The sequence below is a fragment of the Janthinobacterium sp. PLB04 genome, from assembly GCF_021165895.1.
Classification (GTDB): Bacteria; Pseudomonadota; Gammaproteobacteria; order Burkholderiales; family Burkholderiaceae_D; genus Janthinobacterium; species Janthinobacterium lividum.
Map to the genome: position 1 here is coordinate 4,611,836 of NZ_CP088968.1, position 15,475 is coordinate 4,627,310.

At 64.1% G+C, this 15,475-nt stretch carries 14 protein-coding genes; 6 read left to right on the forward strand and 8 right to left on the reverse strand.

What is annotated here, in order from left to right:
• Positions 1-112 precede the first annotated feature (112 nt).
• A complete protein-coding gene (locus tag LSO07_RS20240; protein WP_083299743.1) occupies positions 113-712 on the forward strand; it encodes a response regulator in 600 nt (199 codons plus the stop codon).
• Between the two features lie 417 nt (positions 713-1,129).
• On the opposite strand, the gene LSO07_RS20245 is transcribed toward LSO07_RS20240, so the two are convergent.
• Positions 1,130-1,351, reverse strand: a complete 222-nt coding sequence (locus LSO07_RS20245; RefSeq protein WP_099388279.1) for a hypothetical protein — start codon at positions 1,349-1,351, stop codon at positions 1,130-1,132.
• 219 nt (positions 1,352-1,570) lie between these two features.
• Here LSO07_RS20245 and LSO07_RS20250 point away from each other — a divergent pair, with 219 nt between their 5' ends.
• The gene (locus tag LSO07_RS20250) at positions 1,571-2,158 is read left to right on the forward strand and encodes a chromate transporter (RefSeq protein WP_052139945.1); all 588 of its coding nucleotides are present in this window, start codon (positions 1,571-1,573) and stop codon (positions 2,156-2,158) included.
• A complete protein-coding gene (locus LSO07_RS20255) occupies positions 2,155-2,739 on the forward strand; it encodes a chromate transporter (RefSeq protein ID WP_151096413.1) in 585 nt (194 codons plus the stop codon). Before LSO07_RS20250 ends, LSO07_RS20255 begins: the two co-directional genes overlap by 4 nt.
• Positions 2,740-2,741: 2 nt before the next feature.
• Here LSO07_RS20255 and urtE read toward each other — a convergent pair whose 3' ends face one another.
• The 7 genes from urtE to LSO07_RS20290 all read right to left on the reverse strand — a co-directional run bounded on the left by urtE (position 2,742) and on the right by LSO07_RS20290 (position 9,968).
• Positions 2,742-3,440: an urea ABC transporter ATP-binding subunit UrtE gene (gene urtE, locus LSO07_RS20260; protein WP_151096414.1), complete on the reverse strand. Its 699-nt coding sequence runs from the start codon at positions 3,438-3,440 to the stop codon at positions 2,742-2,744.
• Between the two features lie 2 nt (positions 3,441-3,442).
• Entirely contained in the window at positions 3,443-4,273 is an 831-nt protein-coding gene (gene urtD / locus LSO07_RS20265; RefSeq protein WP_151096415.1) for an urea ABC transporter ATP-binding protein UrtD, read from the reverse strand.
• Complete coding sequence (urtC, locus tag LSO07_RS20270) at positions 4,270-5,391, reverse strand: urea ABC transporter permease subunit UrtC (protein ID WP_151096416.1); 1,122 nt, start codon at positions 5,389-5,391, stop codon at positions 4,270-4,272. The genes urtD and urtC overlap by 4 nt, the downstream gene beginning before the upstream one ends.
• Positions 5,388-6,989 carry an urea ABC transporter permease subunit UrtB gene (gene urtB / locus LSO07_RS20275; RefSeq protein ID WP_151096417.1) on the reverse strand — a complete coding sequence of 534 codons (1,602 nt, stop codon included), beginning with the start codon at positions 6,987-6,989 and terminating at the stop codon, positions 5,388-5,390. Before urtB ends, urtC begins: the two co-directional genes overlap by 4 nt.
• 122 nt (positions 6,990-7,111) lie before the next feature.
• A complete protein-coding gene (urtA, locus tag LSO07_RS20280; RefSeq protein ID WP_034779157.1) occupies positions 7,112-8,365 on the reverse strand; it encodes an urea ABC transporter substrate-binding protein in 1,254 nt (417 codons plus the stop codon).
• 198 nt (positions 8,366-8,563) lie between these two features.
• Positions 8,564-9,352: a DUF4349 domain-containing protein gene (locus LSO07_RS20285; protein WP_151096418.1), complete on the reverse strand. Its 789-nt coding sequence runs from the start codon at positions 9,350-9,352 to the stop codon at positions 8,564-8,566.
• A 16-nt stretch (positions 9,353-9,368) separates the two neighbouring features.
• Entirely contained in the window at positions 9,369-9,968 is a 600-nt protein-coding gene (locus LSO07_RS20290) for a transglutaminase-like domain-containing protein (RefSeq protein ID WP_151096419.1), read from the reverse strand.
• A 265-nt stretch (positions 9,969-10,233) separates the two neighbouring features.
• On the opposite strand from LSO07_RS20290, the gene LSO07_RS20295 reads away from it, so the two are divergent.
• Genes LSO07_RS20295 through LSO07_RS20305 form a run of 3 tightly spaced genes read left to right on the forward strand, consistent with a single transcriptional unit; the run spans position 10,234 to position 15,466 of the window.
• On the forward strand, positions 10,234-10,812 hold the full coding sequence (locus LSO07_RS20295) for a DUF2760 domain-containing protein (RefSeq protein ID WP_151096420.1): 579 nt from the start codon (positions 10,234-10,236) through the stop codon (positions 10,810-10,812).
• Positions 10,809-12,680, forward strand: coding sequence for an Hsp70 family protein (locus tag LSO07_RS20300; protein WP_225317369.1), 1,872 nt, complete (start codon positions 10,809-10,811; stop codon positions 12,678-12,680). The genes LSO07_RS20295 and LSO07_RS20300 overlap by 4 nt, the downstream gene beginning before the upstream one ends.
• A gap of 2 nt (positions 12,681-12,682) precedes the next feature.
• A complete protein-coding gene (locus LSO07_RS20305) occupies positions 12,683-15,466 on the forward strand; it encodes an Hsp70 family protein (protein ID WP_151096421.1) in 2,784 nt (927 codons plus the stop codon).
• The last annotated feature ends 9 nt before the right edge of the window (positions 15,467-15,475 follow it).

Below are 15,475 nucleotides of genomic sequence, written 5' to 3' on the forward strand. Positions count from 1 at the left end.
GTGCATAAGCCGATGTGGCGCGAGGCCGTCTTGCTTGAACAGCATTGTTTTGACAAACCCCGCAGACTGGCATAGTGTGGAGTAGCGAGTACGATCAACGGTGGATAAACGCATGAATATAGATAGCGATAGTGCCGCCAAGGAGGCGGACGAACCCGACTGGCTGGTCGACGAACCGCTGGGACGGACAGACGCGGCGGCAGAACCGTCCACTGCGGCGCCTTGGCGCGTGCTGATTGTCGATGACGATGTCGACGTGCATGTGGTGACCAAGTTCGCCCTCAGCCAGGCCAGCTTCCAGGGACGCAGGCTGAGCTTTTTGCACGCGTATTCGGGCGCCGAGGCGCTGGCCTTGCTGCGCAGCACGCCTGATATCGCCGTGGTGCTGCTCGATGTCATCATGGAAACCCAGGATGCCGGGCTGCAAGTGGCGCGCCAGGTCCGCGAAGAACTGCACAACAGCGCCGTGCGCATCATCCTGCGCACGGGCCAGCCCGGCCAGGCCCTGGAACACCGCATCATCATCGATTACGACATCAACGATTTCTGGTGCAAGACCGACCTCACCACGCGCAAGTTGTTTACCACCGTGATCGCCTCGCTGCGCACCTATGCCACCTTGCGCGAAGCGCAGCAGCAGGTTACCGAACTCGCTGCCGCCCTGGCCCAGTGCGGCGACACGCCGGCGGCGCCGGCCAGCGGCACGCCCTGACCATCGGCCGCTACTTTCAGTCATAAAAACAAGAGCACTGGATAGGCATACAGGCTTGTGGAATGCCCCGTTTTGGCCCATCTTGCCCGCCGATTGCATGGGTTGGGCGGCTCCCATTTCCTAAGTGGCGGATTGTTAAGCGCTTTTTCAGATATCCACACGGACTGTGGATATCTTTGTGGATAAGGGCCTATTGACAGGCCTCAAAGCCACAGCCCGTGCGGCTTTCAATAAACTGCTCAATCAAACAGCAAAAATAAAACACATTAAAATCAAGCACTTAGAAACTCACACATAATCACAAGAAAATTATTTCGCCAATTTCGTTAACTCATCATTTGTGCATAACTGAGCCGTAATGATCAATCCGACAACAGCGGATCGCGGCCTCCGGCAACACAGTTGCCGTGGGGATACTCAATGCACGGTCTGGCGGCGCTGCTCAGGATGCAGCAGCACGCGCTCGATCAGTTCCGGGGCGACATTGTATGACTTCAGGTATTCCAGTGCGCACAAGGTACTGAAGGCCGCCTGCACGGCGATGCCCAGATTGACGATATCGCACATCTTCTGGTCGACCCGGGCATGCAGCACCACGGTTTTGACGGGCATATGCAGCGTTTCTGTGGAATGAGGCATGATGAACAACTCCTGCGAAGGGGACGGAGGGAGGAGACGGCGTAGCGGTGCGACCCGCGACAGCCCGAACAGGGACAGCGGTCATGTTGCCGATAAAAGTATTGCCGATAAACTCTCGATGTCAATGGCAGGGAAACATGAGCCACGGTTTTTTTCTTGCAGGCACAAGCGCAGCCGAAAGCGATGGACAAGCGCGATCGGCCACGGCGATAATCAGCCATGCCCTCCCCCTCCTCCATCCAGCCCGACCTGCCCCGCCCGCAACCCGCCTCGCTTGCCGACCTGTTCTTCTCGTTCACCTGGCTGGCCCTGCAGGGATTCGGCGGCGTGCTGGCCGTGATCCAGCGCGAGATGGTCGAGCGCAAGCGCTGGCTGACGCAGGAAGAATTTCTGGAAGACTGGGCCGTGGCGCAAATCATGCCCGGGCCAAATGTCGTCAACCTGTCGCTGATGGTGGGCGGGCGCTATTTCGGTTTGAAAGGCGCGCTGACGGCGCTGGCCGGCATGCTGGCCGTGCCCCTCCTCATCGTGCTCGTGCTGGGCGTGCTGTACACGCGCTTTGGCGACAATGCGCAGATGGCGGGCGCCTTGCGCGGCATGGCGGCCGTCTCGGCCGGCATGATCGCCGCCACGGGCGTGAAACTGGCTGCCGCGCTGGGCAAGCATCCGCTTCCCTTGTGGCTGACCTTGTCCATCACCGTGCTCGGCGTGCTGATGGTGGCGATCTTCCGCTGGCCCCTGCTGTACATCCTGCTGGGCCTGGGCGGCATCGGCTGCCTGCTGACCTACCGAAAGCTGTCCGCATGAATCCGCCCCTGCAACTGGTGTTGAGCGCGGGCGACTGGCTGAACCTGTTCGGCCACTACCTGATGCTGTCGCTGATGTCGATCGGCGGCGCCATTTCCACCACGTCCGAAATGCACCGCTTCCTCGTCGAACAGCATGGCTGGCTGACACAGGCGCAATTCAACGAATCGATCGCCATCGCCCAGGCCGCGCCCGGCCCCAACGTGCTGTTCGTCGCCCTGATGGGCTGGAACGTGGGCATGAACGCGGGCAGCTACGCGGCGGCCTACCTCGGCGTGCTGGTGACCATGGTGGGCATCATGCTGCCCAGCACCACCCTCACCTACGTGGCGGCCCAGTGGGGCTACCGCAACCGCGACCTGCGCCCCGTGCGCGCTTTCAAGCAAGGCATGGCGCCCATCGTCGTCGCCCTGCTGATTTCCACGGGCATGATACTGGGCCGCGCCAACCATGACATCCGTACGGACTGGCCCCTGTGGAGCCTGTCCATCGTGGCTGGCCTGATCATCTGGCGCACGAAGATCCATTTATTGTGGCTGCTGGCGGCAGGCGCCGTGCTGGGCTGGTTCCAGCTCGTCTGACCTTACACGGCCAGGTGCCGCTTCACGTCCTCGCCATCCATCTGTTCCGCCTTGCCGCTGGCGACGACACTGCCGCGCGACAGGACGATGAATTCGTCGGCCAGTTCGCGGGCAAAATCAAAATACTGTTCGCACAGCACGATGGCCATGTCGCCCCGCTGTTTCAACACGCTGATCACGCGGCCGATATCCTTGATGACGGAGGGCTGGATGCCTTCCGTCGGCTCGTCGAAGATGATCAGCTGCGGCTCGGCCAGCAGGGCGCGGGCGATGGCCAGTTGCTGCTGTTGCCCGCCCGATAAATCTCCGCCGCGCCGCTGCAGCATCTCCTTGAGCACCGGAAACAGCTCATACACGTGGGGATCGATGCGCGCAGCTTGCCGGCCACCCTTGCTCGCCATACCCATCAGCAAGTTTTCCTCGACCGTCAGGCGCGCAAAGATGTCGCGGCCCTGCGGCACGTAAGCCATGCCCAGCTTTGCCCGCGCATGGGGCGCCAGCCTGGTGATGTCGCGCCCGTGGAACACCACCTTGCCCTGCGCCACGGGCAGCACGCCCATCAGGCATTTCAGCAAGGTTGTCTTGCCCACGCCATTCCTGCCCAGCAAGGCCAGGCATTCGCCCTTGCGCGCCGACAGGTTGATGCCGCGCAAGGTGTGCGAGGAGCCATAGTATTGATTCAATTGTTCGACTTCCAGCATGCTTACCTTCCCAGATAGACTTCGATGACCCGCTCGTCCGCTTGCACCTCGTCCATGCGGCCCTGCGCCAGCACGGCGCCTTCATGCAGCACGGTAACGATGCCTTGCCGGGCAATCTCCGTCACAAAACCCATGTCGTGTTCGACCACCATGATCGAATGCTTGCCGCGCAATTCATTGAGCAACTCGGCCGTGCGCGCCGTTTCCGCATCCGACATGCCGGCCACGGGTTCGTCCAGCAGAATCAGCTGCGGCTCCTGCATCAGCAGCATGCCGATTTCCAGCCACTGCTTTTGCCCGTGCGACAGCAAACCCGCCGGCCGCGCCTCCTGGCCGTTGAGGCGGATCAGGCGCAATATCGCTTCGATCTTGCCTTCCTGCTCGGACGTGAGGCGCGCAAACAGGGTGGGCGCCACGCGCTTGTCCATCTTCATCGCCAGTTCCAGGTTGTCGAACACCGTGTGCTGCTCGAACACGGTGGGGCGCTGGAACTTGCGGCCGATACCCGCGTGGGCGATCTGCGCTTCCGTCATGGTGGCCAGGTTCATGGTCTGGCCAAACCAGGCCGTGCCGGACGTGGGACGCGTCTTGCCCGTGATCACATCCATCATCGTCGTCTTGCCCGCCCCGTTCGGGCCGATGATGCAGCGCAATTCGCCCACGGAAATATCGAGGCTGAGCTTGTTGATGGCCTTGAAGCCGTCGAAGGACACGCTGATGTCTTCCAGGTACAAAATGGCGCCGTGCGTCGTATCGACGCCCTCACCTTTCACGCGCGAGTACGTCGGCCCCGCTTCCGCGCTGGCCATGCCGGGCAACATGCGGATACTCATGCGGCCTCCTCTGCCATGGCGGCGAGTTTTTTACGTTTGAGCTTGTTCAGCACGCCCAGCATGCCCTGCTGCATGAACAGCGTCACGACGATGAACAACAGGCCCAGCGCGAACAGCCACAGTTCCGGCAAGGCAGCCGTGAACCAGCTTTTCAAGCCGTTGACGGTGAAGGCGCCCAGGATGGGACCGATCAAGGTGCCACGTCCGCCCACGGCCACCCACACGACCATCTCGATGGAGTTCGCCGGCGACATTTCGGACGGGTTGATGATGCCCACCTGCGGCACGTACAGGGCGCCGGCGATACCGCACAGCACGGCCGACAAGGTCCATACAAACAGCTTGAACCACAGCGGGTTGTAGCCGAGGAACATCAAGCGCGCCTCGCTGTCGCGCACGCCCTGCAGCACCCGGCCCAGTTTCGAGCGGACGATGACGCGCGCGCCGATCAAGGCCGCCAGCAGGAAGGCCAAAGTCAGCAGGAACAGCACGGCCCGGGTGGCGGGCGCCGTGATGCTATGGCCGAGGATAGTCTTGAAATCCGTGAAACCGTTGTTGCCGCCAAAGCCAGTGTCATTGCGGAAGAACAGCAGCATGAAGGCATATGTCATCGCCTGGGTGATGATGGAAAAATACACGCCCTTGATGCGCGAGCGAAAGGCAAAGTAGCCAAACACAAAGGCGAGCACGCCCGGCACCAGCACGACGAGCGCCATGCAGTACCAGAAATGTTCCGTAAACGCCCAGTACCAGGGGTAGGTTTTCCAGTCGAGAAAGACCATGAAGTCGGGCAGGCTGCTGTGGTACTGGCCCTGGTCGCCGATGGCGCGCATCAGATACATGCCGTGCGCATACGCCCCCAGGGCAAAGAACACGCCGTGGCCCAGGGACAATATGCCCGTGTAGCCCCAGACGAGGTCCAGCGCCAGCGCGGCCAGCGCGTAGCACATGAACTTGCCCACCAGCGCCACCGTATAGGCGGACACATGCAGCGCATGCCCTTCGGCAAACGCCAGGTTAAATACCGGCAACAACGCCGCCAGCACAGTGCATCCGGCGATGGCCAGCCAGACGGGCCGCGTGAACAGGCCAGGCTTGATTTGATAGGAGGTAGTCATTCGACGCTGCGTCCCTTCATGGCAAACAGGCCCTGCGGCCGGCGCTGGATGAAAATGATGATGAACACCAGAATGGCGATCTTCGCCAGCACGGCGCCCGCCACCGGTTCGAGGAATTTGTTGACTTCACCCAGCCCCAGCGCGGCGATCACGGTGCCGGCCAGCTGGCCCACGCCGCCAAGCACCACCACCATGAAGGAATCGACGATGTAGCTTTGGCCCAGATCCGGCCCCACATTGCCCAGCTGCGACAGGGCCACGCCACCGAGCCCCGCGATGCCGGAACCGAGACCGAAGGTCAGCATGTCGACCTTGCCCGTGGCCACGCCCACGCAATCGGCCATGCGGCGGTTCTGCGTGACGGCCCGCACGAACAGTCCCAGCCGCGTCTTGTTCAAGATCAGCCATACGGCCACGACGACGACGATGGCAAAGGCGATGATGGCCAGGCGGTTGTACGGCAGCACGAGGCCGCCCAGCACGGTGACGCCGCCCGACATCCAGGCGGGATTGGCCACTTCCACGTTTTGCGCGCCGAAGACCGTGCGCACGGCCTGCATGAGGATCAGGCTGATGCCCCAGGTGGCCAGCAGGGTTTCCAGCGGCCGGCCATACAGCCAGCGGATCACCGTGCGCTCCAGCATCACGCCCACCAGTCCCGCGACAAAAAAGGCGGCCGGCAAGGCGGCCAGCAGATACGCATCCTGCAAGCCAGGCAGATAGCTGCGGAAGAACAGCTGGCACAGGTAGGTCGTGTACGCGCCTATCATCAGCAATTCGCCATGTGCCATGTTGATGATGCCCATCAAGCCAAACGTGATGGCCAGCCCCAGCGCGGCCAGCAGCAGCACGCTGCCCAGCGAAATGCCGTAGAACACATTGCCGGCGAACTCCATGCGCGCCACCCGTCCCTTGATCTGGCGCATGGTCTCGATAGCGGCCAGCTGCACGGATTCGTCGAGCTCGCCGGCCTTGCCATCTGGTCCTTTCTCCAGCATGGCTTGCAACACGGGCAACAGGCGCGCATCGCTGCTGCCCGCCAGCGCCTGCACGGCGGCCTTGCGCGTGGCGGCGTCGGGCGCGTGCAGGTTGGCGCTGGCGATCAGCACCTGCAATATCTGTTTGATGTCAGCATCGTTTTCCTGCGCCAGCGCAGTGCGTATCAGGGGGACCTGTGCGGGATCGACGGATTGCTGCAGCGCCTGCGCGGCGGCCAGGCGCGTGGCCCGCTCGGGCGCCAGCAGTTTCAACCCCGACAAGGCGCCCGCCACGGCCGCGCGCAAGCGGTTGTTGACCATCACGCCATCGATGCCATCGGGCAGCGGCACGCTCTGGCCGCTTGCCGGCTCATATGCCTGTTCACCGTCGACGATATACACCTTGCCGTCGGGGGCCGCATATAACTGATCGTCCTGCAAGGCTTGCAGCACACGGGCGGCCTCGGGCGTGGCCAGGGCGGCGATCTGGGCGACGGCCGCGATCCTGATGTCGGGATCGTCGCCGGATAGCGCTTTGAGCAGATCGGGAGGAATGGCGGCCTGCGCCAGCGAGGATAGCAACAGGCAGGCGAGGACCAGCAGTTTGGGGACGAACCTCATTGTAAGTTCCATGGAAAAACTGCACGGGGCGAGCACTTACCCCAAAGGCGAGGACTGGGGTCGGATGGGGACGCCTAGTCCCTCAGGGTCCGACCCCGGCATTTGCTGGTGGGTGATAGCGCCTACAACTTCTGCTTGCCCTCATTGCCCTTGATAAACGGGCTCCACGGCTGGGCGCGTATCGGTTCCTTGGTTTTCCACACGACATTGAATTGCCCATCAGCCTTGATCTCGCCGATCATCACGGGCTTGTGCAAGTGGTGATTGGTCGGATCCATGGTCAGGGTAAAACCGGACGGCGACTTGACGCTCTGGCCGGCCATGGCGGCGATCACCTTGTCCGTGTCCGTCGATTTCGCTTTTTCCACGGCTTGCGCCCACATGTGGATGCCCACATAGGTCGCTTCCATCGGGTCGTTCGTCACCACCGAACCCGCGTTCGGCAGCTTTTGCGCCACGGCATACGCTTTCCACTGCTTGATGAAGGCCGTATTGACAGGGTTCTTGACGGATTCAAAGTAATTCCACGCCGCCAAGTGCCCCAGCAGGGGCTTGGTATCGATGCCGCGCAGCTCTTCCTCGCCCACGGAAAACGCGACGACGGGCACGTCCGTGGCTTTCAAGCCCGCATTGCCCAGTTCCTTGTAGAACGGCACGTTGGAATCGCCATTGATGGTGGAAATGACGGCCGTCTTGCCGCCCGTGGAAAACTTCTTGATGTTGGCGACGATGGTTTGATAATCGGCATGGCCGAACGGCGTGTAAACCTCGCTGATATCGCTATCCTTGACGCCTTTGCTTTTCAGGAAGGCGCGCAGGATCTTGTTGGTGGTGCGCGGATACACGTAATCCGTGCCCAGCAGCACGAAGCGTTTGGCGCCGCCGCCATCCTTGCTCATCAGGTATTCCACGGCAGGAATCGCCTGCTGGTTCGGTGCGGCGCCCGTATAAAACACATTCTTTTCCAGCTCCTCGCCCTCGTATTGCACCGGGTAAAACAGCAGGCTGTTGAGTTCCTTGAACACCGGCAAGACGGATTTGCGTGACACGGATGTCCAGCAGCCAAACACGACAGCCACTTTATCCTGCGCCACCAGCTGGCGCGCTTTTTCCGCGAACAAGGGCCAGTTCGACGCGGGATCGACGACGACGGCTTCCAGCTTCTTGCCCAGCACGCCGCCCTTGGCATTGATCTCGGCGATCGTCATCAGCGCCACATCCTTGAGCGACGTTTCGGAAATGGCCATGGTGCCCGACAGGGAGTGCAAGATGCCCACCTTGATCGTGTCGGCGGCCAAGGCTGCCTGCATGGTGGTGGACATGGCCAGGGCCAGTGCGCCGGCGGCGGCCGCTTTCAGGATGATGCGTCGTGACATGGGGACTCCTGTGATGGGTTCGTGGGGGTCGAGCTGGGTCTGCCATGTTGTTAAAGCAGAATGCATGCCAGCACCGGCAGGCGTCCGCCTTGGTGCAAGCGGCGCTCGCCGCACGAAAAAAAACCTGGCTGCACAAGGACTGTGCAGCCAGGTTTCAAATTGCCGTAAAACGGTGCGCAGGACGCAGCAATCCCGGCATCAATCCTTGCGCGGAGCTCCACGCAGGCGGCGCCAGCACTTGCGGCCCAGCGGGAACAGCAGCACGAAGGCGATCAGCCACGGCAGGATGTAGGCCATGGCCGTGATGGCGTTGGCCACGCCTTCCGACAGGTTTTCCGTGAAATTGCCCAGCGCGCGCTTGACGGGCCGCCAGAACGATTGCCTGCCTTCGGCGCTGATGGCCACGTTCAACAAGTCCGTATCGATACGCTGCATCAACAGCGCATTGGCGGCCGTCGCCTGCTCCAGTTCCACTTGCACGGTGGCCAGTTCCTTGGTCACCTTGATGAGGGCATCGACGTTGGTGCCCGAGCGTTTTTCCAGGTCTTGCAATTGCGCCTGGTATTGCTTGAGCATTTCCAGGCGTTTCTTGCTGTCGAGCACGGGACGGCCCAGGTCTTCCACCTTGGTGCCCTGGCTGGTGACGTCGCCTTCGGCCGCGACCAGCGCGACGAGCTTCTTGATGCCGGCCGGCTTGGCGCGCATACTGATGCGCGCATGCACGTAGCGGCCGCTATCGACGCTGGAATCGAGCAGCAGGCAGCCGTTTTCCGTATCGGCCTTGCAGGCGGCGACCACTTTTTCATACAGGGGCCGCACTTGCGCCTCGCGCGTATCGACGCTGACATTATGTTCATAGGCAAGGAACTCGCTGCCCTTTTCCTTGCCTTCGAGACGCGCGGCGCTCGACTGCCCGCCGCTCTCGCCCTTGCTGCCGCAGCCGGCCAGCAGCAACAGTCCAAACAGGCATATGGATATTTTTTTCATGACTTCTTTCTTTGGATTATTTTTGCAGCGGCAACAATTCGATATCGGGCAAGTGCGCCGCCACATCCTGCACGGTCGGATGGCAGGTCAAGGATGCCACCACCTGCGACAACGGTTCCGGCCAGATTTCCGGCAAGTCGCGCTCTTCGGGCGCCAGCACGGGAAAGGCCAGCTGTTCCCGTGGTGGCGTGAAGGCGGCAGCGACGCCGGGCTTGTTGCCGCGCGCATCGATGCGGTACCAGCCGAACTCCTGCAGATACACGGCGTTCAAGCCATGCAGGCAGAACGGCGGCCCCACCTCGCCCACGGCCAGGCGTTGATAGCACAGGCCGGCAGGAATGCCGTTGGCGCGCAGCAGCGCCGCCAGCAGATGGCTCTTCGCATAGCAGTAGCCCGTGCCATGCTGCAAGACATCGGAAGCGCGGCAGGTGACGGGATTGCGCTGGTAGTCCCAGCTATGGGCGATCTCGTCGCGCACGAAGGCAAAGCAGCGGGCCGCGATGGCGGCGTCGCCCACCGCGCCTGCCGCCAGTGCAGCCGCCTTGGCGCGCACGGCAGGATGGTCGCTGTCGATGTAAGTGCTGCTGGCTAGATACGGGGAAAAGTCGGTAGACATGGCGTCAAGGTCATGCAAAAAGATAATGCGCGATTCTAGTCGAAACGGCACGAAATCGAGCGTTTCCTTGCGCAGGAACAAAGAAAAACCACGCCTCAGCCTTACTGCGCGGGGGGCGGCGACTTTGGCGGTGGCCCGGTAGCTGGTATCATGCGGGCAAACGCAGCCGGCCATATTGGCGCGGCACATGCACTACCCTGCGAAGCGGACCTGCCCTCCGGCGCGCCGCCGACGCCTCCCTACAGATCAGAGAAACGAGTTCCCTATGAGCACATCATCGTCGCACCCATCGTTCTGGCGCCGTGTCCCGCTGGCTTTCGGCGCCTTCTTCAGCACCCTGTCGGACGCCGCCTATGCGGCCCGCGTGGAAAAGCTGGCCTTGCCCGAGGCGGTGCCCGCCGCTCCCGTCGCGCCAGTGGCCCCTGCCCCGGCGCCAGCCGCCGCGCCCGTCATTTTGAAGGAAGCGACGCCGGACGCGGCCCTGCAATTGCTGGCCCTGCTGCAACGCGAAGCGCGATTGATCGATTTCACCCAGGAAAACCTGGGCAGCCATGCCGATGCCGATATCGGCGCGGCCGCCCGCGTGGTGCATGAAGGCTGCGCCAAGGTCATGCGCGAGTATTTCACCATCGAGGCCGTGCGCCAGGAAGCCGAAGGCAGCCGCATCGTCCTGCAGGAAGGTTTTGACTCCGCCCAGGTACGCCTGACGGGCAACGTGGTCGGCTCCGCGCCGTTCACGGGTACCCTCAGCCACCGCGGCTGGCGCGCCTCCAGCGTGCGCCTGCCGAAACTGAGCGAGCAGCACGACGCCGCCATCCTGGCACCGGCCGAGGTGGAACTGTGAGCGACACGATCAACCCTACCCCGCGCTACGCCATCGGCATCGATCTGGGCACCACCCACAGCGCCCTGTCATATGTCAACCTGGTCGAGAGCGACGGCGAAAAGTCCAGCCATGGCGTGCTGAAAGTGCCGCAACTGTCGGCGCCGGGCACCGTCGAAGAGCTGTCGCTGCTGCCATCGTTCGTCTACCTGCCGCACGCCGATGAAGTGGCGGCGGGCGACCTGGCCCTGCCCTGGGTCACCGAGGAAGCCGAAGCGCCGTTCGTCGTTGGCGAAATGGCCCGCAGCCGCGGCGCCACCACGCCGATCCGTTTGGTGTCGAGCGCGAAAAGCTGGCTGTGCCACCCGGGCGTGGACCGCCGCGCGGCGATCTTGCCGAACGACGCGCCAGCCGAAGTCGCGCGCATTTCGCCCATCACGGCCGCCACGCGCTACCTGACGCACTTGCGCCAGGCCTGGGACAACGCCCACCCGCAAGCACCGTTCGCCGAGCAGGAAATCACCGTCACCATTCCCGCCTCGTTCGACCCGGCAGCGCGCGAGCTGACGATGGAAGCGGCGCAGGCGGCCGGCTACACCTCGCTGACCCTGCTGGAAGAGCCGCAAGCGGCCCTGTACAGCTGGATCCAGACCAGCGAAGGCCGCTGGCGCAAGGAAGTCAAGCCGGGCGACATCATCCTGGTGGTCGACGTGGGCGGCGGCACCAGCGACTTTTCGCTGATCGCCGTGCTCGAGCGCGACGGCGTGCTGGAACCGCACCGCGTGGCCGTCGGCGAACACATCCTGCTGGGTGGCGACAATATGGACCTGGCGCTGGCCCACCTGGTGGCCCGCAAGCTGGCCGCCAACGGCACCCAGCTGGACGCCTGGCAGATGCGCGCGCTGACCTATGGCTGCCGCAGCGCCAAGGAAAGCCTGCTGGCCGACAGCGGCCTCGATGTGGCGCCCATCGTCGTGCCGAGCCGCGGTTCGAAACTGATCGGCGGCTCCATCCGCACGGAACTGACGCGCGCGGAAGTGTCCACCTTCATCCTCGACGGCTTCTTCCCGCAAGTGGAAGCATCGAGCCGTCCTGCCGTGCGCACGCGCGCCGGCCTGACGCAACTGGGCTTGCCGTATGCGCAGGATGCGGCCATCACGCGCCACCTGGCCGCGTTCCTGGGCCGCCAGGTGGCGGCCACCAGCGAGCTGGAAGGCTTTGCCGGCCGCCAGGTGGACGGCGCCAGCTTCCTGCACCCGACGGCCGTGCTGTTCAACGGCGGCGTCTTCAAGTCGGACCTGCTGGTGCAGCGCATCATGGCCACCGTCAACGACTGGCTGTACATGGAAGGCGCGGAACCGGCGCGCATGCTGGCCGGGGCCGACCTGGACCTGGCCGTGGCGCGCGGCGCGGCCTACTACAGCTACGTGCGGCGCGGCCATGGCGTGCGCATCCGCGGCGGCACGGCCAGCGCCTTTTATGTCGCCATCGAATCGGCCATGCCGGCCATCCCCGGCATGGAACCGCCTATCCAGGCCCTGTGCGTGGCGCCGTTCGGCATGGAAGAAGGCAGCGAACTGGAACTGCCAGGCCAGCAATTCGGCCTGGTGGTGGGCGAACCCGTGCACTTCCGCTTCTTCGCCTCGTCCACGCGGCGCAACGACCAGATCGGCGACTTGCTCGATTTCTGGGGCCCCGATGAATTACAGGAGCTGAGCGAAATCCAGGCGACCTTGTCCGCCGAAGGCCGTCAGGCCGGCGACGTGGTGCAAGTCAAACTGCACGCGCGCGTGACGGAAGCGGGCACGCTGGAGCTGCTGGCCGTCTCCCCTGATGGCGCCGAGCGCTGGAAAGTGGAATTCGACGTGCGCGGCACGCCGCAGCAATAGGCATGCGCAGCGCTGTGGGCAAGCCGGCCTTCCTGGTCGGCATCGACCTGGGCACCACCAACACGGTGGTCGCCTATGCCAATGCCGCCAATGCAGCCGATATGCAGGCGGGCATCCAGCTGTTCGCCATCGAGCAGCTGGTCGCTCCCGGCGAAGTGGGCGCACGCCCCCTGCTGCCGTCCTTGCGCTACCACCCTGCCGCCGGCGAACTGGCGGCGGGCGACTTGCAGCTGCCCTGGCCGCAGCAGGACCTGGAGCATGCCGTGCTGGGCGCTCTGGCGCGCCAGCTCGGCGCTCAGGTGCCGGGCCGCCTCGTTTCCAGCGCGAAGAGCTGGCTGTCGCACGCGAACGTGGACCGCCAGGCGCCCATCCTGCCGTGGGGCGCCGAGGCCGACGTGGCTAAGGTGTCGCCTGTCGCGGCCAGCGCCAGCTATCTCGCGTATGTACGCGCCGCGTGGAATCACCGCTTCCCGGATTCTCCGCTGGAAGAACAGGAACTGGTGCTGACCATCCCCGCCTCGTTCGACGAGGGTGCGCGCGCACTCACCCTGGAAGCGGCCCGCATGGCGGGCTTGCCTACGCTACGATTGGTAGAAGAACCGCAGGCGGCCTTTTATGACTTCCTGCAGCGCCAGCACGCCACCCTGCGGGAGGACCTGGCCGATACGCGTCGCATTTTAGTCTGCGACGTGGGCGGCGGCACCACGGATTTCAGCCTGATCGACGTGGCCTTCGATGACGACGGCGAACCGCAGCTCACGCGCAGCAGCGTGGGCAATCATTTGATCCTCGGCGGCGACAATATGGACCTGGCGCTGGCCCACCTGGTGGAAACGCGCATGTCGGCAGGCAGCGAAGGCGGCATGAAGCTATCGGCCGCGCGCTTGTCGCAGCTGATGGAACGCTGCCGCGCCGCCAAGGAATTGCTGCTGTCGAACGATGCGCCGGAAAGCGCCACCGTCACCCTGCTGGGCGCAGGATCTCGTCTGATCGGCGGCAGCCGTTCCGCCGACGTCACGCGCGAGGAAGTGGCGGCCATGGTGGTCGATGGCTTCTTCCCGAAGGTGGAACTGAGCGAGGTGGCGAGAAAGGGCCGCGCCGGCATCGTGGAATTCGGCCTGCCGTATGCGCAGGACGCGGCCATCACGCGTCACCTGGCCGGCTTTTTACAACAACATCAGGGCGCACTGCCCGATACCCTGCTGCTCAATGGCGGGGTGTTCCGCGCCGACGCGCTGGCGCGCCGCCTGGCCGAGACCCTGGCGCACTGGCGTGGTCAGCCCTTGACCATCCTGCACAATGACAATCCAGACGTGGCCGTGGCCCGTGGCGCCGTCGCCTACGCGCTGGCCCGGCGCGGCCAGGCGCCGCGCATCGGCGGCGGCTCGCCACGCAGCTATTTCCTCGTGCTGGGCGAAGCGGGCAAGGACAAGCGCGCCGTCTGCATCCTGCCCCGTGGCAGCGCCAGCGGCGAGGAAATCCGCCTGACCGAACGGCTGTTCGCGCTGCGCCTGGGCAGGCCCGTGCGCTTCCACCTGGCCACGTCCCTCTTTGAGGCGGGCACGCCGCCGCAACTGGGCGAAATCGTCGACCTGGACGCCGGAGAATACTTGCGCCTGCCGCCGCTGGCCAGCGTGCTGCACGACAAACAGGATGCCAGTGACAAGCGCGAAATCACCGTGCAGCTGGCGACAGTCATGACCGAGGTAGGGACTTTGGAAGTGCATTGCGTGGCCGCAGCGGATGCCGGCCAGCGCTGGCTGCTGGAATTCCAGTTGCGCGCTGATAAGGAAGAGCAAGGAGATGGCGAGGCTCAAGCCGTTTCGCCGCGCGTGAAAGAAGCGGTCGAGAAGATCGAGCGCATCTTTGGCGGCAAGGCGCAAAAGGTCGAAGCCAAGGAAGTGCGGCAGCTGCGCCAGCACCTGGAACGGGGGCTGGGCGGACGCGAAAGCTGGGAGACTCCCCTGCTGCGCCAGCTGTTCGACGCCCTGCTGCTGCGCGCCCGTGGCCGGCGCCGCTCCGCCGAGCATGAACGTGTCTGGCTGAACCTGGCCGGCTACTGTTTGCGGCCCGGCTATGGCGACGCGCTGGACACATGGCGCATCGAGCAGCTGTGGGCCCTGTTCGACGTGGGCGCACAGCACCACAAGGACAACCAGGTGTGCGCCGAATGGTGGACCCTGTGGCGCCGGGTGGCTGGCGGCTTGAACCCCGAGCAGCAACTGCGCCTGCTCGACGACTTCGCCTTCAACCTGCAAGCCGATGCGGCCCAGCGCGGCAGCCGCCCCGTCACCCTGGTCAACGGCAGCGACGACGACATGCTGCGCCTGGGCGCCTCGCTCGAGCGCATCCCCGGCGCCTACAAGGCCGAAGTGGGCGTCTGGCTGATCAAGCGGCTGGAGAAAGCCAGCAAGAAGGGTGAAGCGGCCGATACGAATACCCTGTGGGCGCTGGCCAGGGTCGGCGCGCGCCAGCCCTTCCACGGCAGCGCGCACGAAGTGGTCGACAGCGCCAGCGTGGCCGACTGGCTGCACGTGCTGCTGGCGCTGGACTGGAAAAAAGTGGAACCGGCCGCCTTCGCCGCCACCCACCTGGCACGCATGACGGGCGACCGCTCGCGCGACATCGGCGACGAGCTGCGGACCACCATCCTGGCCCGCCTGAAAGCCGTGGGCGCCCCACCCCTGTGGCAGGCCATGGTCAGCGAAGTGACGCAGCTGGACGAAGCGAACACGAAACGCATGCTGGGCGAGGCGCTGCCGCCGGGGTTGAAGCTGATCAATTAATCAACTGCC